We start from the raw sequence: 18616 nt of genomic DNA on the forward strand, positions 1-18616 counted from the left end.
GCCATCTACGTTCTGATCCATGGCGGAAGCGAAATTCGCGAATCCATTTCCGTGCTTATGGACAGCGCCCCGAAAGGGTTCGACCACGATGGTTTGTTGGCCCACCTTCGATCGGCCGAGGGGGTAGTCGATGTACACCATCTTCATGTTTGGGAAATCAGCGAAGGGCGCACCGCCGTTGAGGTGCATCTTGCCACCGACAGGAACGATTTGGCATCGGCGACGGACATGAAGGAGACCTTGAAGAAAACGCTGCACGACCTGTTCGATGTGGAGCATGCAACCATCGAAATAGAGCTGGCAGGACGTGTCGATCACAAGGGACAGATCATTGCCGAGGATGATGACTGAGCCTCACTGGCGAGTATTCCTCCCTCCTTATGGTCGAAAGGAGCTCAAGGAGACTGCCGATGTTCTTGCTTCCCTTTTGGGGGAACTTTGTTTCGGGATGTCCTTATCACATGACAACAGGCGAAAAATAATCCGGGGAAATGCATTGCGGTACTTCGGACATGGAATGCTTGGGGAGACAACAGACTGGACAAGAAGCTAGAAGAGGGGGGCCGGAAGACCAGGCATTCACGGTCGCGGAGGACGGCGATTGGCGGATGGTTGCACGAAGCGAAACTGGGCATCCGGGATCTGCTGAGAACGCGGGGGGGACTACTGAAGGCAGCGATCGTTCTGATCGTTGTATTCGCAGCAACACTCGCAGCCGTTCGGTGGCTCCAATACCCGGATGCCGACGTACCGACGATCACCTCGGTGTTTCCTCCCGCAGGTAAAACCGATGTGTTCGGAGACACCAGACTGGTAATTGGCTTTGACCGTCCCTTCCCAGGTGCGCTGGATGCTGTGAGCCTCCGCCTCCGCAACGCGGACGACCAGCGCATCACAGGCGCTTTCGAAGTTCACACCAGCCAGACAGCTGCGATGATGATCCCGAACTCCGAATTGGTTCCGGGCACCTACAACGCCGAAGCCCGGATCGGGCAAGGCGAAGCCGTTGAGTGGGAGTTCACCGTCTCGGACAACCAGATTCCGGAGCCAGGCCTGGGCGGGCCCATCCTGGTGATAGGGTCGGACTCGGTCGTGTTCGACGACTTCTACGCCGAGATCCTCCGTGCAGAAGGTTTGACCAGTTTCACGACCACCGAGGCTGCCAACCTGACCCGTGATATATTGTTTTCGCATCAGGTCGCCATTTTGGCGGAGCCTGTCCTGGACAACGCCCTGATGCCGATAATCGAGGATTGGCTCGAGAGAGGCGGCAATCTCATTGCGGTGCGACCTTCCGGTGAACTGGCCGCCCTTTCTGGTTTGATGCCAGCGTCATCCACACTGGATGACGCTTACCTTCGCATCGACACCTCCGCTCCGCCCGGACAGGGATTGGTCGGCGAAACCATACAATTCCATGGTACGGCAGATATCGTATCGACCACACCTGACATCCGCACCATCGCAACGCTTTTTTCTGACGCTACCAGTTCCGCTATTGCCCCTGCCCTAACGATACGCCCGATCGGCACAGCCGGTGGAGAGATTGCCGCATTCACTTTCGACCTTGCCCGGTCGGTCGTATTGTTAGGGCAGGGGAATCTCGAGTGGGCCGGTCAGGAGCGGGACGGTCTCGATCCCATCCGCCCCAACGATCTGTTCTTCGGCGGCACCGGTGACAATGCGGAGCCGGACTTCGTCGACTTGAACAAGGTCGCGATTCCGCAGGCCGACGAACAGATGCGCATGCTGTCGAACCTGATCACGCACATGATGCGCGATACTGCGCCGCTTCCCAGATTCTGGTACTTTCCGAAAGGCGCCAAGGCCCTGCTGGTCATGGCTGCCGATGACCATGGCACCAGGGATCGCACCAACCAGAGCTTCGACCGGATGCTCGTGCTTGGCCCCGAGAACTGCGACGTTGCCAATTGGGAATGCGCTCGCGCTACATCCTGGATGGAAAGATCGTCGGGCATGAGCGACAGGCAAGCGGCAGGATATGTCGACCAGGGATTCGACATCGGGGGGCATGCCAGTACCCATTGCCACGACTGGTCGGGGTACACGCTCACACGGGCCTTCTTCGAGGATCTTCTCGATTTCCGGCTCGTATTCCCGAGTGTGCCGCCGCAACAGGGAAGCCGGTTTCACTGCATTGTCTGGAGTGACTACGCCAGCCAGCCTCACATCGAGCGAGGCTGGGGCATTAGATATGACATGAACTACTACTACTGGCCGAAGGACTGGATCGATGGGCGGGCAGGATTCATGACCGGCTCGGGCCTGCCGATGCGGTTTTCCGACGAACAAGGGAGGCTGATCGACGTATATCAGCAGGAAACACATCTGGTGGACGAAGTCTTCTCCAGCTCCTTCGAGGCGGTCGAAGCGCTGATCGACCGGGCGCTGGGACCTGAAGCATATTGTGGAGCGTTCGGCACGCACTATGACTTCCATAATCCCTTCGACGTCCAGTTGATGGACCTGGCCACCGACAGGGGCGTTCCCCTGGTATCGGCTCAGCAGATGTTGGACTGGACCGACGGTCGCAACGGATCGAACTTTGGCGACGTAAGGTGGGAGGAAAGCACCCTTTCGTTCGCGGTTCGGACAGACCCGCGTACCGGACGAATGCTCGAGGGCATGCTGCCGCTACAATTTTCTGGTGAAACGTTACAGGAGATCCGGCGGGAAGGCGAAGCCATTGCATTCCGATCCGAGACGATCAAGGGCATCGGGTACGGGTTCTTCGACGCTGTGACCGGAGCCTACACGGCGACCTATCTTCAGCGTTGATTACTGTGGCGGATGTGTACTTCTTCCAGTCTCGACTTTCGAGTGTGTGACATAGGCCAAGTAGCCATATTTGTTGGTACCGATGCCGTATTCACCTCAGACCACCGGCGCCACCGGGGTGAACACCAGCCGGTAACCATCGACGCAATAAGATCGGCCAAGCTCAAGATGGACTCCCCGATGCTCAACCGACTCCTGCATGCCGTCACCCTGTTCGCTACCGTGCTCCTGGTTGCGGGCTGCAGCCAGTTCGTCGGCGACAACCGCCACAATGTTCCGTTGAACAAGGCAGTGGCCGACCGCCTGGCCGAAATTGGATCCTCGCCAACAGAGCCGATGATGATCCGGGTCTTCAAGCAATCATCCGAACTCGAGGTCTGGAAGCGCACCAACTCGGGTCGCTATGCCTTGCTCAAGACCTACCCCATCTGCAAGTGGTCCGGGGCGCTCGGCCCGAAAATCCAGGAAGGCGACTACCAGTCACCAGAAGGTTTCTATGATGTCACCCCGGCCCTGATGAATCCGAAGTCTGCCTATTGGCTCTCGTTCAATGTCGGCTTCCCCAACAAGTTCGACCAGGCATGGGGACGCACAGGCACCAATTTGATGGTGCATGGCGATTGCCAGTCGGTCGGCTGCTTCGCCATGACCGATGAAGGTATCAAGGAACTCTATGCCTTGGTCCGGGAGTCGTTTCGAGGCGGAAACCGATCCGTGCAGCTCCAGCTGCTGCCCTTCCGCATGAACGACACCAACATGGCAGCACACGCCTCCAGTCCGCATGCCCCCTTCTGGGCCAATTTGAAGCAAGGCACGGACGCCTTCGACGACACCCTGCAGCCACCGGCGTGGGATGTGTGCGAGCGGCGCTACGTCTTCAACCGAACCCAACCAGGCGGGGTACCGCTTGATCCGAATGGTCCTTGTCCCGTCGGTTCGCTGTCGACCATGGCCGCGCTTTAGGAGGTCCTACCGGCCCCACCGGTAAGATTCGAGCTTCCTCCTGCGAACATTTTCACTTCCGGATGCCGTGATGGTGGGCAGCCGATTGGGACTAACAACGGCAATGTGTCGTCGCACCACCATACCGCCTTTCACCGTTTAGTTAGGTGCGGTCTGTGCAGGCAGCTCGAGCGAAGTTTAGTTGTTCCATAAAACTCGCCGTTTACCTGTAAGAGTAAGCCCTGACGGGCCGGAAACGGTGTAACGCGGCGTCGTTGGGGGCCGAGTGTTTTGTTGACGACTATTTGTAGACTGAAGCTTCACCAGCATTGTTCTGCTAACCAAAGACACTTACTGAAGGCGCTGCCTATTAGCCGAAACCTACTGACGAGCACCTATCCGTTGAATCTGCATCGCCGTCGTAACAACAACATACGCAAACAGCACCATTCCAGCAGATACGATATGGGCCTCGACCCATTGCCCGCGTTCGATGAAGTCGTAGATCGCGATTGACAGGACCTTTGTCTCTCCGGGAATGTTGCCTCCTATCATTAGCACGACCCCGAACTCCCCTAGCGTGTGGGCGAATGTCATGATCGCACCTGACATAAACCCGGGCAGAGCCAAGGGCACTGCTATTCTCCAGAAGATGCGATTGTTCGACGCCCCAAGGGTAGCGCCAGCCTCCAACGGCTCTCTGCCAATGGCTTTAAACGCCATACGAAGGGGCAAGACCATAAAGGGCAGTGAATAGACCATCGATCCGATCACCAATCCTTCAAAGCTAAAGGCCAGAGTTCGCGCACCCCACAAGGATGCCAGCTGTCCCCCTGGCCCGAATGGTCCCAGGGCGACCAACAAGTAGAAGCCGAGAACAGTCGGCGGCAACACTAGCGGCAGGGAAACGACTGCCGTCACGATGTCTCTCCAGCGCCCTTGCGATTTGGCGATCCACCATGCCAATGCGGTACCAACTGGCAAGAGCAAGAGGGTCGTTATGCCGGCAAGCAGCATTGTCAGGAGGAGCGGCGTAAGAACAGCCCCCACGTTCACCAATGCCTTTCTAATGTCCTTGCGCCATAGCCAAAATAAGCGACGATCCGGCGATGACGCTCACCGTGGATGAGCATTGGACGTCGTTCCAACTTTTGGAATCGGACTATTGGGCGAGCGAGCCATCTTCCTCGAACTGGGCAAGGTAAGCGATCACGTTTGCGACTTCCTCATCGGATTTGAGCCCGGGGAAATTCATCTTCGTGCCCGGAACAACGACCTTAGGTGCCTTGAGGAACTCGGACAGGGTTTCGGTATCCCACGCAAGTCCCGACTCCTGCATGGCTGACGAGTATCTGAAGCCTTCGATTGTTCCGGCAGACCGATCTACCACCCCGTTGAGAACTGGACCGAGCTTGTTCTTCGCGTTTTCACCCACGGCATGACAGGCCATGCACTTGTTGAAGACTTTCTTCCCGGCCTCTAGGTCCTGAGCTTGAGACGAGGTCGAGAGTGCCAGCACGGCAGCCGTAGCGAAGAAAATTTGCGACTTCATATTCCATCCCTTAGTCATGCGTTCAGCGAAGCTTTCGTGTGGTACCAAGCTCAGCCAAGCCCAGAGTGATCTGGCCAAACCTCGCTCGAACTACGTACAAGCAGCTGCGCCTTTCGGCTCAGGATGTTGGTTGCAAAGAGCGTGCCATTCCTCCCGCCTATATGGATGAACGCTTTTGCTGCATCTAAGTACAAAGGGGAGTTCGGTTATCCGCACGGCGGAGACTAACGTTCGAAAGTCCGAACGCACCTTAACCTCGCATCCAGCGGTTGCTCTGATAACATGCAAACCGTCGGCGGCCTGGACGGGAAGCCGGAACCAAGCATCGGGAGCCGAAGTGCCTCCAAGCCCACGTATGCTGAACCCTGGAGTGTCGTTTGATGACCCAAGTACTGTCGCCTGACGAGACCAGGCGTTACGCACGCCATCTGGTGCTTAAGGGGGTGGGTGGTTCAGGCCAGCAGCGTATAAAGGCTGCCAAAGTGTTGGTAATCGGGGCCGGGGGGCTCGGCAGCCCAGTTGTTGCCTATTTGGGCGCTGCCGGCGTCGGCACGATCGGCATTATCGACGATGACGCAGTGGCGATTTCAAACTTGCAACGGCAGGTCATCCATTCGGTAGATCAAGTCGGCCGGCCCAAGACTGAAAGCGCCAAGGACTTTCTCGCGGCCCTTAACCCGCACGTGGCTGTCAAAACCTACGAAGACCGCTTCGCCCACTCGAATGCCCAGGATATCGTCCGCGACTACGACATCCTGATTGATGGCTCCGACAACTTTGCAACCAGGGTCATAAGCGCCGATGCATCAGAGCAATTGAGCAAACCGCTGGTCTTCGGGGCTGTGTCGATGTTCGACGGTCAGGTCACGGTCTTCTTACCCGGGCCGGATCACCCGAAGTTCCGGGACCTGTATCCCGTTCACCCGAGCCAAGATGACTTGCCCTCGTGCGAGGCAACTGGAGTCATTGGTGCGTTGACCGGCGTAATCGGCACGCTGATGGCGATGGAGGCGATCAAGTTGATCACCGGCGTGGGCGAAAGCCTGGTTGGACGGCTCCTCGTCTACAATGGGAAAGACGCCCGATTTAACGAGCTTCGCTATGGCTGACGCTGCGTCGAGCTCCGCCGGAACTCGCCCGACTTGCCCCCGCTTTTTTCCTCTAGCTGAACTCTCACGATGCTCATCTCCCTGTCGATCGCCTTAGCCATATCGTAGATGATCAGCGCCGCCACTGTGACCGCCGTCATTGCCTCCATTTCAATGCCCGTTCGGTCTGTCGTTTCTGCAGTTGCCGTGATCGTCAGCGTGCGGCCATCCTTCTCGGGAACAATTTCGATCTCCACCCGGGTCAATGGAATCGGGTGGCACAAGGGGATGAGCTCAGCCGTCTTTTTGGCAGCCATGATGCCTGCCACCCTGGCCACTGCCAAAGCATCGCCCTTCTTAAGCTGCCCGCCCGTGATCGCTGAGATAGTCTGGGGTTGGCCCTCTATCGCCGCTGTCGCCACCGCTTTCCTTCGTGTGACTGGCTTGTCTCCGACGTCCACCATACGGGCATGGCCGTTATCGTCCAGATGTGTCAGACCGTCTTTCATTAAGGATTTCCTATTCAGTTCTCGCTCCACGCTTGGGCGCCTGCCGTTGTGCAGCAGCCCGGTTCCGTGGCAAAAGCCCATTCCAAGCCGCAGCATCTGCGGTTTCAAGCACCGTCTTGCTCGTCATTCGTCGCTTCTGCCCTAACGGAAGCAGCGGTATGGTGAATACGCACGGTACATCGTGCCCATGATTGATCGCGGCATTGAACAGTTTGCGGCTGTCATAGTTCAAGTCGATCACCGCAATCCCAGCATCGCCACCAAATAGGGATATGGTCGCCGTAGTGGTCCTTCCCTGCGGGAAAACGGCCATAACGTGCTGATCTGGAGAAACGCCCACGATTTTGCGGATATTCTCGGCATCTCGAAGTGCAACGAGCCGGCTACTCGCGGCGGTTTGGTATGTCCAGGTCTGGCAAACAATGCGGTACGCAACGAGTGGCCGCCGGCAACGAACGTCCATTCAGGTCCAAGCACCCTATGACCAAGCCCAATTGCTATCTTCAAGACCAGCCTTGCGACAGCGAAGTCGTATTCACGCATGTTGAAGATGACCCGCCCGTGGAACTCCTTCGCGTCCGCCCGATCAGCCAAGGCTAAGGCGATCTCGATGTCCTCCTCATCCGCGATGGTCCCGTCACGGGTAAGCAGTTGCAGATTTTTCTTCCTGGCTTGGTTCAGTCGAGCTTTCAGAAGAAACCGTACCCGATCCTCGGTAGAGGCAACGGAAATGATATTGCCTCGGACCTCCTGTTCGTTCTTGAACTGAAAACCCAAGGATCCATCGGGATTGATGTCGAGCAGAGCCTCCGATTGCACGTCAGTGAAATCGCCGGTCAGCCTTATGGACGGCAGCACTGGCCTATTGCCTCGAAGCTGATAGCGATGCCGCAGCATCATAAAAAGGAAAGACGAAGCGACCTCACCATCGATCTCGTTCCCAGCGCGGGCATTCGCTTCTGCGGATACGTCCTTGGTCGTGAAGTCGTCAGAACCGCCCAAGGACAGAGGTATGATGTGCTCGAGGCTTGGCCTGAGCAACGGATCGGCGAAATTGAAATCCTTGCCGGTGTAGATGCAACGGGGCCGTAAGAACGCACGGCTATCAGACGCTTTGGTGGACATGCGGATCGGCCTCCCTGGTCCTACGGCACGTAGACGGTTCTTTCCGTACAGCAAAGCGCTTAGTCCAGCTTCCAGCGCCTCTTGGCCTGATCGTCAGATTCCTTGGCGGCTACCCATGAGCTTTCGCCTGCGGTTTTCTCCAGTTTCCAAAAGGGAGCATCCGTCTTCAGGTAGTCCATAAGGAATTCAGCGCCGTCGAATGCTTCCCGCCGGTGCAGTGCCAGTGTCATTACCTGCATGATCGGCTCGTCGGGGAAAAGTTCGCCAAACCTATGGATAACGACCGCGTCAAGAAGTGCGAAGCGGGTGGTAGCTTCGTCCAGGATTTGACCGATCTGCCTCTCGGCCAGCTCTGGATAGTGTTCCAGTGTCATGCTTTCGATTTCGCTGCCGGCAAGCGAACGCACCAGCCCCGTGAACGTCACGGCAGCTCCGGCACCTTTGGCTTGGGCCAGGAAACAGTTGAACTCTGCTCCTGGGTCGAATGGAGCACTTTGAAGACGCACGGGCATCAGCCACCCGTCATAGGAGGGAACAAGGCGACGGTTCTTGCGCCCGAGATGGAGGCGTCGTGCCCTACGAGCCGTTCGTCCACGGCGGCCCGGATGATCCGTCTGTCCCCGAATGCGAGATCGGCTGCCTCGTCGGTCGATGCAAGCCAGGAAAGAAGATCCGACACCGTGCGGACCTGCTCCGGAAGATTGACCTCTTCTTCACCCTTGTTCAACCGCTCGCGAAGCCAAGCGAAATAGAGAATGCGCACCCTAGCCTCCCGTTACCGACATGTGGCGTCCGACTGCTGGCGCACGATGGGAGCGGTCCACCAGGAAGTCGTGGCCTTTGGGTTTGGCAATCATGGCCCGGTCCAAGGCACGGTCGAGTTCCTCCGCTCCCCCCTCTCGCCATGCAGTGCGCAGGTCGACCCGGTCTTCCTGGCCGAGGCACAGATAAAGCTGGCCCGTGGCCGTCAGCCTGACACGGTTGCAGCTCTCGCAAAAATTGTGGGTGAGCGGCGTGATGAAACCAAGAGTACCACCGGTCTCCTTGACACGGGCGTAGCGTGCCGGCCCGCCGGTGCGCATGGGCAATGGCTCAAGAGTGTATCGTTGCTTCAAATTGTCTCGAACCACACTGAGAGGCAAGTGGCTGTCGAAACGATCAATATCCACATCGCCCATCGGCATGGCTTCAATCAACGTCAGTCCAAAAGCCCGAGCATGGGCCCACGCCATCATGGTTTCGATTTCGTCGTCGTTGATTCCCTTCATCGGGACCATGTTGATCTTGACCGCGAGCCCTGCTGCAGCGGCGGCATCGATGCCCTCGATGACCTGTCCTAGTCGGCCACGACGGGTGATAGCGGCAAAACGTTTCTCATCGAGGCTGTCGAGCGATACGTTGACCCGGCGCACGCCGTGGGCGGCGAGCTGTCCGGCAAACCGCGCGAGTTGGCTGCCGTTGGTGGTCAAGGTGAGTTCGGAGAGCGCACCAGAGCCGAGATGGCGCCCAAGGCGCTCAACGAGTTGCATGATGTCGCGCCGAACCAATGGCTCCCCGCCGGTCAGACGTAACTTGGTCACGCCTCTGGCGACAAAAGCCGAAGCTATGGCATCGACCTCCTCGAACGACAGCACCTCGCTCTTGGGCAAGAACGTCATTTCCTCGGCCATGCAATAGGTGCACCGGAAATCGCACCGGTCGGTTACCGAGATCCGAAGGTAAGTGACGTGCCTGCCGAACCCGTCGATAAGGGGACGGGCAGCACTAGCTTCAGTCACTGCCGGCGTTTGCATAAACATTTTCTGTCTCCCCCAGCGCCCGTATGCCGTGTTTTCTGCCAACTATAATTGACTGAGCTCGGCAAAGCTCTCGAACTTGAGGACGTCGCCAGGTACCACCCGATCAACATGCGCCTCCATTCGGCCGATGCCATCCGCATGCACCAAGGGTCGCAAGCGAGCTGACCCGCCCTTCCCCAGCCGTTCGATCAATGGTGCACCATAGTCGTCGTACCCACTGACCCGTGCGGGAAAAAACTCCGTACGCCCTGGACTGCGTGTCAGATCGAAAGCGGCCCTTGCGGGGCGCCATAGTCTGGGCGAAGCTGATCCGGCAAGCCGACGCAACAAGGGGCGGCCAACGAGGTGCATGCATACCAGGGCCGCGAAAGGGTTGCCCGGCAGCCCAAGCACGCTGCACGGACCTATTTGCCCCATTCCGACCGGCTTGCCAGGCTTCATGTTGAGGGACAGCAGCCGCCATTGACCACCTGCCCGGGTCAGCGCACGCTTGGTGTAGTCACCGTCCCCCACTGACATGCCACCACTAGTCATGATCACATCCACCTGACCTGCGAGTTTGGAGAAGGCCCAGGCTGCTTCCTGCAGGTCGTCCCCGATCTGGTGAGCTCCGACAAACTCCAGGGCTGGATGGCAAAGCATAGAGCGAGCCATGGGGGAGTTGGAGTCGTTGATCTGGTGGAGTCCTGGTGTTTCACCATGTCGAACGAGTTCGTTTCCAAACGCCACTGTTGCGACCCGGATTCGCCGCACCACCGGTATCGTTTGTTGCCCGACTGCAGCAAGCACTCCTACATGGTGAGGTTGCAGTGCAGTCCCGGCAGACAGGACCATGTCCTCTATGGCAATATCCTCGCCAGTACGTCTGATGTTCTCGCCATCAGAAGCCGCAGCTAAGATTACGACCGAATTCCGGGATCGAACAACTTGCTCTTGCATGACGACTGCACGACAGCCTTGAGGGATCGCAGCGCCCGTTAGAATCCTTACCGCACTGCCAGGTCCCACTGGATCGGGCGCAAGGCCAGGGTGCGCCATGCCGCGCAATGCGAGTTCGACACCGTCCTTACCCAAAGCATCCGCACCAATGGCATAGCCGTCGACTGCAGATGCATCGAACGGCGGCAGGAACTGCGATGAATGGACATCCGCTGCCAGGACACGCCCCATGGCTGAGGCCGACGCGATCTCTTCGGTGACCGATATCGGCTTTGCCCACTCGCGGATATGCAAGGCGATGTCGTCCACGCCAACCAAGGTTGGCACGGCTTTTTCTATCCTGCTCTCGTATGGACCCAAAGACGTGCGGTCCGCCAATCCCTGTGCCACCAGCTAGTTGGCTGCAGACAGCCGGGACATGATATCCTGAGCCGACACGATCGCCTCGGCACAGGCATTCTCGTCACCGCTGGTTGAGGCTTCACGAGCCTGTTCGATGAGAGCAGCTACTTCCGACAGTTCCTCCCCAACCAGGTCAACTGATGCGTCCGCGCCAGGCATCACCCCTTCACCCTCTTCGGACGTCGGAGTGGAAGTGGCTTGCTCGGCCGTACTGGGGGAGCCCGGCTTGGGATTCAACGGGTCGCCGGTCAGAGCCTCACCTGCGGGGGCAGAAGCAGCAGTGCTCTCCGTGGTCACGGTGGTTGCGGCCTCCGCTGATGGCAAAGCTTCAGTCGACTCCGACTGCAGTGTCTCCAGTTCGCTCGAAAGGGACGTGACATCGTCGATGCATGCGGAATGGGCTGCCACGGTCGTCATGAGCGTCAGTGCCGTCACGATGCCGAGTGTGGTTCTACGCATTGGAATTCCTCCCTGAATTGCAGAGGGCCGCCGGTATGCCCGGCGGCCCGATCTTGCGATCAAGCTGTGTAATGCTTGGACTTGAAAGACAGGTGCTGAACATCGGCGGGAGCATCGGCGATCTTGCGGATGTCGCCCCAGGTCTGCTTGTAGTTCGGGATGATAAGCTCGTTCACGCCCGCATCGATGACGTTGCCGACCACGCCCGTGGGATAGCCGAACAGCATAAAGGTCTCTCCCCGGCGTGCCGTGGGGGTCGGATACGCCATTGCCTGAGTGGCGCCGGCATTGTTGAAGATTTCAACAAGGTCCCCTTGCTTGACCCCGAGCTCTTCCATGTCATCGGGATGCATCTCGATGAATGGATAGGGCCAGCGATCCATAACCAGCTCGTTTTCCTTGTCGAGGTATGCTGACTGCCAGACAAGGTTCGCACGGCCGTTGTTGATCAGGTACTTGTACTTTGCACGCTGCTCTTCCTTGCCGGCGGCCTGCAACCCACGCCATTCGGTGCGCATGAAGCGAGCCTTGCCATCATCAGTCGAGAACTTGCCATCAGAGTACAGCCGTTGCGTACCGATGATCTTGCCGTCTTCAAAGCCGGTGGCGGGTTCCTGGAACCCATTGGTACCCATGGCCTTGAGCCGTTCATAAGTGACGAACTCACCTCCGCCCGCATTTTGGTTGTAGCCGTCCATGAACGCGTCTTCCTCGGTCTCCCAATCGAAACCCTGGAACTGGTCGGCATACTCCGCATTGCCACGATCGCGGAACACACGCTCCAGGTTGTTGGCCAGGCGAGCGGCAATGAGGCAGTCAGGCATCGATTGACCCGGAGGGTCCATGTACCGCTCGGTGAGGCGCATGCGGCGCTCGCCGTTCATGGACGTAAGGTTCATCTCGCCCGATGTGGCAGCCGGTAGCATAACGTGGCATGCCTGACCGATAGCGGTCGGCACGATATCAACGTCCACCGCAAACAGGCCGCCCTTGCGGATGGCGCCCATGATCGCCTCGACCATGGCCTCGCGATCGCCTGCCGGCACTGAGTCCATCGCTTCCTTCACGAGGTCGGTACGTTCCTTATAGGTGCGCTTGAACTGGTGAGCGTTAAGGGTAGTCTTGTAGTGGTCACAACCCCAGATGTGGTGCACTCCGCCTTCGCGGTTGATCAGCATCTGATCGACATAGGCAGCCGGGCGGCCAACATGTGAGTCGGAAGGGCGGACGTAACCTTCTTGGTGACCGCCCATTCGAACACATCCACCCCCGGGAACGCCGATGTTACCAGTGGCAAGGGCCAGGTTAACTAGGGCACCGTTGGTGCGGTAGTTGTCGTTGCCCCACAGCAGGCCTTTTTCATAGGCAAACATTGTCCGCCGACGAGAACCATCGCCTTTGGGCTCTGCAATCCACGACGCAGCCTTTTCGATATCCGCTACGGAAATTCCGGTGATCTCGGATGCTTCCTCCACACTCAGGCGGCTGGCACCCACAGCTTCCTCGAAGCCCAGCGTGGACTTGTCGATGAATGTCTGGTCAACCCAGCCGCGGTCAGCAATAACGCCGAAGATCGCGTTGAACAGCGCCAAGTCCGTACCCGACTTGATGGCCAGGTGCAGTACATTGTCGGGCCCCGCCTCGGCTTCGCATGCCGACAGGGTTGGGGTACGGCGCGGATCAACGATGATCACCCGACCAGGCGCATGTTCTTCGTCTGGAAGCTGCTCCTGCTTCTTGTCCAGACTTGAGCCGCGGAGATTCGGCACCCAGTGAGCAAGGAAGTAGTTCGTCTGCGTTTCTAACGCGTTGGTACCGACAGCCATGATGGTGTCAGCCAATTCCGCATCTTCGTAGCAGTTGTTCAGCTCGCCCACGCCCATGTCACGGGTCGCATGGACTTCCGAATTGTACGCAGGGCGATTGTGAATGCGGATGTTCTTGACCTTCATAGCTCCGAAATAGAGCTTGCCGGTCCCCCATGTGTTCTCGTAACCGCCACCGGCCCCGCCATGGTCGAATGCCGAAACGATCAGCCCATCCTCGCCTTGTTCCTCGATGACACGGGCAGTAACCTGAGCAACGAGATCAAGAGCATCGTCCCAAGCTGTGGGCTGCATCATGCCGTAGCGCCAGACCGTCGGAGTGCGAAGTCTCTGCTGCTGGGTGGAGCGTGCGTCCGAGTAGCTCATTTCAGCGATGCGTGATCCGCGTGCCGAACCGAGGCCCTCGTTCACGACGCATTCGTGATCTGGTTTGATGACGATGTGGTGGTCCTGCCCGTTCTGTTTCACGATGTTGTACATCGAGGGCGAGTACCAGGCCGGATCGTCTGCTGCGAGTTGGGTGCTATAGTAGGCACCGAATTTGTTCTGGTCGGGAGACGTGCCACCCTGCTTGTTCGTGGGCCACGTGTAAGCCTTGTAGCCGCAGCCGACGATGCAATAGTGGCAGACGACGTTGTGTTCTTGTGCCTCGACCGGAACGATAGGCAGACGGTCTATATGACGTTTGTAAGCCATTCTTTCCTCCTCAGGCGAGCACGTTGGACATGCGGCCGAACAGAAGCTCGTCGAGACCATCGGCATAGATCTCGCCGTCCGCTTCGATGCGGAGCACGTACTGGGGCAAATTCTGAGTGGCATGCCCCCACGTCTGTTGGCCACCCTTCTCGACGTCAAAAATCGAATAGTGGCCAGGACATGCAAGGGTCCGATCCGTGTCCTTATAGAAGAGGGGGTAGCCCTTGTGCGGGCACAGGGTTGTGAAGCCAACAATGTCGCCATCGGGGCCGACGCCCCCTTCGACACGAGTACCGAGTTTTAGGATGACCCCCGGCGCATCGTCATCGGGATAGGCGACGTAGAGCGGCTCGTCCACCACCAGCTCGGAGACATTCCCAAGACGGTTCGACGGATATTCTACACGAGCCAAAGCTGTCCCGGCCTGCTGCGCCTGTGCCGGCAATACCGAAACGGCGACAGCGCCTGCTGCCACCGCGCTGCCCGACAGAAAACGGCGGCGTCCCGCATCGACCAGTTTATCGCAACTCTTCATGTGCTCCTCCCAAGCCTAACTGGGGAACACCATGCGAATGCCGTGCCAACTCATGAAGCGGTACATTGCAGCGGGAACCAAGGGCATCGAGCGACCGCCGTTCGAAGGCGCCGTTCGGAACCGCGAAGGACGGAGAATCTCGTTCGGTTTCCCGAACGGCAGCCCGACACGGATGGCAGATGCCGCACCTGTTTACCGGAAAGTGAGACCCGGCCGGAGGCTGCTCCGCTAAGGATTACCTTCCCCCACCTGCAAGCGGCGCATCTTTTCCCATAAGGTAGTTCGCGAAACACCAAGCAAACGGGCAGCCTCCGGTGCACGGCCGCCGCTGTCTTTCAAGGCGGACACAATGGCACGTTTCTCGGCAGCATCCCTGATGGAGCTGAGCGCACCCTGCCCCGCACTCCTTGCAGCGCCGCGGCGGTTCGGAAACAGGTCAGCTGGCTGCAACCATTCTCCGGTTGCAAGTGCCATGGCCCGCTCCACCCGATTGCGGAGTTCTCGCACATTGCCTGGCCATTCATGTGCCAGGGCTGCGTCGTGTGCAAGGGCACTCGCGCCCTTGGGTAGCGAGCTGCCACCCGCACTCTGCCTTCCCGCAGCCACGAACCGATCAAGTAACCATCCGATGTCCTCCGGTCGGTCCCGTAGTGGCGCCAGCTCCAGGGGGAACGTATCCAGTCGATAGAACAGATCTTCCCGGAAGGTTCCGTCTGCGATTGCCTGCTCCGGATCCTTATTGGTGGCCGCCACGATCCTTGCTGAGAATGGGATCAGCACCTCTCCACCTACCCTATGGAAACTTCTCTCCTCAATCAGGCGCAGCAGCTTGACCTGAAGTACCAGCGGCATTTCGCCGACTTCGTCGAGAAACAGTACTCCGTTTCCTGCACGTTCGGCATAGCCGAGATGGCGGCTATTAGCCCCCGTGAATGCGCCTCGTTCGTGGCCGAAGAGTTCACTTTCGAGCAAGTCCGGCGGGATGGCCGCACAGTTAACCGCAACGAACGGCGCAGCAGGACAAGCAAGCGAGTGCAGATAGCGCGCAGTGACCTCCTTGCCCACGCCGGTCTCACCGGTAATCAGAACGGTCCCGGGAAGAGGAGCGATACGAGCGATGTATTTCTCTGCATCCCGCATCGCTTGGGAAATACCGAGCACGGCATCTTCCGACCGCGTCTGTGGTGTAAGCAGGCTGGTGAGACGATCAAGGAACAAGGGCATGTCGAACGGCTTGGTGACGTAATCCCCGGCGCCGCCCCGGATCAGCCTGACAGCCTGATCGATATTGCCGAACGCGGTCATAAAGAGAATGGGAACATTGTTGCCATGCTTGCGCAAACCCTCCATCACCTGCTCCCCGGAAATGTCAGGCAGCCTCATGTCGCAGACGAGAGCATCAGGACCGAAACCGTTGCATAGGTCATCGAGCGCTTCACGCCCTGACTGCCACCATCGCACCTGTGCGCCGCGCAGTTCCAGGCTCTCGCTCAGCGACTCGCCCATCAGGGTGTCGTCCTCGATCAATCCTATGCTTCTGCCATCAAGCGACTGCACGTTCCCTCTCCTCCTCTTCAGCCACTTCCGGAAAGGATAACCGGATCGTAGTGCCACCCTCGGCTCGCAACGTGACGCTTATATTACCTTTCGCCTCCGACACTGATCGACGTGTCATCCAAAGTCCCAAGCCCGAACTGCCGACCGGTGCGGCATCTTCTGAGGTCAGCAGGCGCATTGCAGCTGGCGGTAGCCCCGGTCCCTTGTCTGAAATGCAAATCACCACCTGATCATCTACCCGCTTTGCGACCAACTCCACTTGCCCACCCGCAGGGGTCGCCGCACAGGCGTTTAGCAAGAGGTTCAGCACTGCCTGCCGAACTGGAGTTTTTTGCACTTGGTATGACCCTTCAAGCTCGCTCGACCATCTGAGGCTAAGCCCTTTGCGCCGAGCTTCCGGCTGCACAAGCATTTTGAGGTCATCCAAATCCTGGGCGCCGAAAGGGCGAGCATCGCGTTCGGGTCGGTAATTGTGAAGGGCTGCCGCTACTACGTCCTTTATTCCTTTTAATCCTTGCTCGATCAGGGCCACTGAACGGGCACGCACACCTTCGCGATCGCCGAAGTTTCGCAAAGTGTCGAGAGCATTAAAGAGCCCTCCCAGAGGATTGTTAATCTCATGTGCCATGCCGGAGGCAAGGCGCCCCAAGCTGGCCAAACGCTCTTCCGCGGCTACATGTAGAAGGAGGCTTTGTCGCTGCCTTTCTGCTCGAACGAGACCATTGTAGGACTCAAATAACTCGTACGCCTCGCCACCTTTCCTTGGCATCTCGGATGCATGGATAGGTTGCGGTGGCCCCTCATTGGCAGCTCGGAGACGGTCGCCCAGGATGCGCATCGGATGAACCATGCGCCTGACGATCATATACCCCGAGCACGCCAACAATAGCGTGAGTGCGGCATTGGTTAGCAGCAGGGTCATCAGCACCCCGTCACGTTCCTGACGCAGATGCGAGACATCGATCGACGCCATGATCGCGCCCACCCGGCGCCCTTGGTACATGAGGTCCTGTTGCGCAAAAGCGAGGTTGCGTGCTTCGTTTCTGGCGAAATCAGTCCCTTTGAGCTCTGCCACAAAGTCATCTGGTGGCGGTTGGAATGAAGGCGAAGTTTTGGGGTGGCTGGACGCAATCACCAAGCCATCAGCTCCGACAACAATGGTGTCGATGGGCCGCAACATGGGATAGAGCCCTTGCGCACGTTCGAGTCCTTCGTACACTTCCCAGATGTCGCCTCGGAGCACATGTGGAACGAGAGACGTCGAAATACCTGCAAGATAGGCGTCAGAAAGTGCGGTCAGATTGCGCTGCTGCGTGTCAACCAGTCGCGAGATGACCTGCTGAGTCACGACAGCGCTGACGACTATCATCAGGCCGGCGACGAGCGCCGGTATCTTAAGTGTGATGGGCCAATGTCTGACTTTCATGCGCTTCGGCTCACTGCAGCCACCATCAGTGAAATGGGGTCGTAAAGACTGGGCGGCTGCTCAACGAATCCGTCAAGCTGTAAGGCCGACAGCAATCTCTGCCCTGCCCCTGAGGCATGCATTCGATAGAGCGCCTGCCCGAGGGCTAGCACCCGCTCGTCCTGTTCCAACCCAGCAGCGCATGCAATGGGCGGAAATCCCAGCCATTCAGACCGGCGCACAATCCGCACCTGTTCTACCAGCGTGGGCTCGACCTGCTTCAGGACCTCGAGTACGTACCCATCCACCGACCCAGATTGCGCTAGCCCAGAAGCCACGGCACGCACCACATTGCGATGAGCATAGGTGAAGAAGGTGTGTGAGAAATATCGCGCCGGGGATGAAGCAAGACCAGCAAGCAATGCGCTTGTCACCAAATAACCCGAGTTGGAGTCCGGATCCGAAAAGGCGTGGACGTCTCCCTTGAGCTCGGCAACGGTTGCGACTGACCGGTCTTTGGCGACAATCAGATAGGACTGGTAGAGCGATTTTCCGCGCCAGACCGGCACCGCCACAAGCGACAGTTTGGATCGGAACTGCACGAATGGATAACCGCAAATCCAGGCTGCCTCGAGTTGTCCAGAGACAAGAAGTGCAACGATTTCCTGATATGTCCGGCGAGTAACGAGCTGGACCGGACGGCCGCACGACTGTTCCAAATAACGTTTGAGCTCATCCAGCAGCGCCAGATCGTCGGAAAGGAACACTGGCGTGAGGCCAAACCGAAGCACGTCAGGCCGCGTCTGGGCCAGCGCCTTTGTTGAAAAGGCAGCGGCCACCGCTCCGGCGACGAAGCCACGACGGGTTAATAGCCTGTGCACGGTCGATTTCTCCTCGCGCGCAGTATAAGCCAATGCCGGTCAAGCGCGAAGTTGCAAAATCCTAGCTCTTGATCACGGATCATCCAATATTAATCGTCGTTG

The 18616-nt window shown here is 58.3% G+C and carries 18 protein-coding genes; 4 read left to right on the forward strand and 14 right to left on the reverse strand.

The genetic code is table 11. The annotated features are described in order from the left end of the window. The 3 genes from C8264_RS20785 to C8264_RS20795 form a co-directional block, all read left to right on the forward strand. Positions 1-351 (forward strand): cation transporter dimerization domain-containing protein (locus C8264_RS20785; protein ID WP_483863844.1); only part of this gene is annotated, 351 nt, incomplete at its 5' end. Positions 352-855: 504 nt separating this feature from the next. Then, positions 856-2799, forward strand: a complete 1944-nt coding sequence (locus tag C8264_RS20790; RefSeq protein ID WP_162783820.1) for a hypothetical protein — start codon at positions 856-858, stop codon at positions 2797-2799. Between the two features lie 180 nt (positions 2800-2979). Continuing rightward, positions 2980-3762, forward strand: a complete 783-nt coding sequence (locus C8264_RS20795) for a L,D-transpeptidase family protein (protein WP_245893425.1) — start codon at positions 2980-2982, stop codon at positions 3760-3762. Between the two features lie 360 nt (positions 3763-4122). On the opposite strand, the gene modB is transcribed toward C8264_RS20795, so the two are convergent. Together modB and C8264_RS20805 are read right to left on the reverse strand one after the other, a co-directional pair. Then, positions 4123-4758: a molybdate ABC transporter permease subunit gene (gene modB, locus C8264_RS20800; protein WP_108462921.1), complete on the reverse strand. Its 636-nt coding sequence runs from the start codon at positions 4756-4758 to the stop codon at positions 4123-4125. A gap of 145 nt (positions 4759-4903) precedes the next feature. Next, positions 4904-5293: a c-type cytochrome gene (locus C8264_RS20805; protein WP_108462898.1), complete on the reverse strand. Its 390-nt coding sequence runs from the start codon at positions 5291-5293 to the stop codon at positions 4904-4906. Between the two features lie 380 nt (positions 5294-5673). On the opposite strand from C8264_RS20805, the gene C8264_RS20810 reads away from it, so the two are divergent. Further along, positions 5674-6402 carry a HesA/MoeB/ThiF family protein gene (locus tag C8264_RS20810; RefSeq protein ID WP_108462899.1) on the forward strand — a complete coding sequence of 243 codons (729 nt, stop codon included), beginning with the start codon at positions 5674-5676 and terminating at the stop codon, positions 6400-6402. On the opposite strand, the gene moaC is transcribed toward C8264_RS20810, so the two are convergent. From moaC to C8264_RS20870, 12 genes are all read right to left on the reverse strand, one after another. Then, positions 6393-6890, reverse strand: coding sequence for a cyclic pyranopterin monophosphate synthase MoaC (moaC, locus tag C8264_RS20815; RefSeq protein WP_108462900.1), 498 nt, complete (start codon positions 6888-6890; stop codon positions 6393-6395). The genes C8264_RS20810 and moaC overlap by 10 nt on opposite strands. Before the next feature lie 237 nt (positions 6891-7127). After that, positions 7128-8015, reverse strand: coding sequence for a hypothetical protein (locus C8264_RS20820; RefSeq protein WP_108462901.1), 888 nt, complete (start codon positions 8013-8015; stop codon positions 7128-7130). Positions 8016-8074: 59 nt separating this feature from the next. Next, positions 8075-8527 carry a molybdenum cofactor biosynthesis protein MoaE gene (locus C8264_RS20825; protein ID WP_108462902.1) on the reverse strand — a complete coding sequence of 151 codons (453 nt, stop codon included), beginning with the start codon at positions 8525-8527 and terminating at the stop codon, positions 8075-8077. Further along, positions 8527-8778, reverse strand: a complete 252-nt coding sequence (moaD, locus tag C8264_RS20830) for a molybdopterin converting factor subunit 1 (RefSeq protein ID WP_108462903.1) — start codon at positions 8776-8778, stop codon at positions 8527-8529. The genes C8264_RS20825 and moaD overlap by 1 nt, the downstream gene beginning before the upstream one ends. Before the next feature lies 1 nt (position 8779). Next, the gene (gene moaA, locus C8264_RS20835; RefSeq protein WP_425430705.1) at positions 8780-9814 is read right to left on the reverse strand and encodes a GTP 3',8-cyclase MoaA; all 1035 of its coding nucleotides are present in this window, start codon (positions 9812-9814) and stop codon (positions 8780-8782) included. Positions 9815-9856: 42 nt separating this feature from the next. Beyond that, the gene (locus tag C8264_RS20840) at positions 9857-11080 is read right to left on the reverse strand and encodes a molybdopterin molybdotransferase MoeA (protein ID WP_162783821.1); all 1224 of its coding nucleotides are present in this window, start codon (positions 11078-11080) and stop codon (positions 9857-9859) included. A gap of 66 nt (positions 11081-11146) precedes the next feature. Beyond that, entirely contained in the window at positions 11147-11614 is a 468-nt protein-coding gene (locus C8264_RS20845) for a hypothetical protein (RefSeq protein ID WP_108462905.1), read from the reverse strand. A 59-nt stretch (positions 11615-11673) separates the two neighbouring features. Further along, complete coding sequence (locus tag C8264_RS20850) at positions 11674-14136, reverse strand: arsenate reductase (azurin) large subunit (RefSeq protein WP_108462906.1); 2463 nt, start codon at positions 14134-14136, stop codon at positions 11674-11676. 10 nt (positions 14137-14146) lie between these two features. Next, positions 14147-14671, reverse strand: coding sequence for an arsenate reductase (azurin) small subunit (locus C8264_RS20855; protein WP_108462907.1), 525 nt, complete (start codon positions 14669-14671; stop codon positions 14147-14149). Between the two features lie 228 nt (positions 14672-14899). Continuing rightward, on the reverse strand, positions 14900-16228 hold the full coding sequence (locus C8264_RS20860; protein ID WP_108462908.1) for a sigma-54-dependent transcriptional regulator: 1329 nt from the start codon (positions 16226-16228) through the stop codon (positions 14900-14902). Then, on the reverse strand, positions 16215-17654 hold the full coding sequence (locus C8264_RS20865; protein WP_108462909.1) for a sensor histidine kinase: 1440 nt from the start codon (positions 17652-17654) through the stop codon (positions 16215-16217). The genes C8264_RS20860 and C8264_RS20865 overlap by 14 nt, the downstream gene beginning before the upstream one ends. Then, complete coding sequence (locus tag C8264_RS20870) at positions 17651-18514, reverse strand: substrate-binding domain-containing protein (protein WP_281261475.1); 864 nt, start codon at positions 18512-18514, stop codon at positions 17651-17653. Before C8264_RS20870 ends, C8264_RS20865 begins: the two co-directional genes overlap by 4 nt. Positions 18515-18616: the final 102 nt, after the last annotated feature.

Source organism: Devosia naphthalenivorans, assembly GCF_003056355.1.
GTDB classification, from domain to species: Bacteria; Pseudomonadota; Alphaproteobacteria; order Rhizobiales; family Devosiaceae; genus Devosia; species Devosia naphthalenivorans.

Bases quoted from the DNA above. Each gene is read 5' to 3' on its own strand.
- C8264_RS20795 (WP_245893425.1), top strand. From the start codon at position 2,980: ATGCTCAACCGACTCCTGCATGCCGTCACCCTGTTCGCTACCGTGCTC.
- modB (WP_108462921.1), bottom strand. From the start codon at position 4,758: ATGCTGCTTGCCGGCATAACGACCCTCTTGCTCTTGCCAGTTGGTACC.
- C8264_RS20805 (WP_108462898.1), bottom strand. From the start codon at position 5,293: ATGAAGTCGCAAATTTTCTTCGCTACGGCTGCCGTGCTGGCACTCTCG.
- C8264_RS20810 (WP_108462899.1), top strand. From the start codon at position 5,674: ATGACCCAAGTACTGTCGCCTGACGAGACCAGGCGTTACGCACGCCAT.
- moaC (WP_108462900.1), bottom strand. From the start codon at position 6,890: ATGAAAGACGGTCTGACACATCTGGACGATAACGGCCATGCCCGTATG.
- C8264_RS20820 (WP_108462901.1), bottom strand. From the start codon at position 8,015: ATGTCCACCAAAGCGTCTGATAGCCGTGCGTTCTTACGGCCCCGTTGC.
- C8264_RS20825 (WP_108462902.1), bottom strand. From the start codon at position 8,527: ATGCCCGTGCGTCTTCAAAGTGCTCCATTCGACCCAGGAGCAGAGTTC.
- moaA (WP_425430705.1), bottom strand. From the start codon at position 9,814: ATGTTTATGCAAACGCCGGCAGTGACTGAAGCTAGTGCTGCCCGTCCC.
- C8264_RS20845 (WP_108462905.1), bottom strand. From the start codon at position 11,614: ATGCGTAGAACCACACTCGGCATCGTGACGGCACTGACGCTCATGACG.
- C8264_RS20850 (WP_108462906.1), bottom strand. From the start codon at position 14,136: ATGGCTTACAAACGTCATATAGACCGTCTGCCTATCGTTCCGGTCGAG.
- C8264_RS20855 (WP_108462907.1), bottom strand. From the start codon at position 14,671: ATGAAGAGTTGCGATAAACTGGTCGATGCGGGACGCCGCCGTTTTCTG.
- C8264_RS20865 (WP_108462909.1), bottom strand. From the start codon at position 17,654: ATGAAAGTCAGACATTGGCCCATCACACTTAAGATACCGGCGCTCGTC.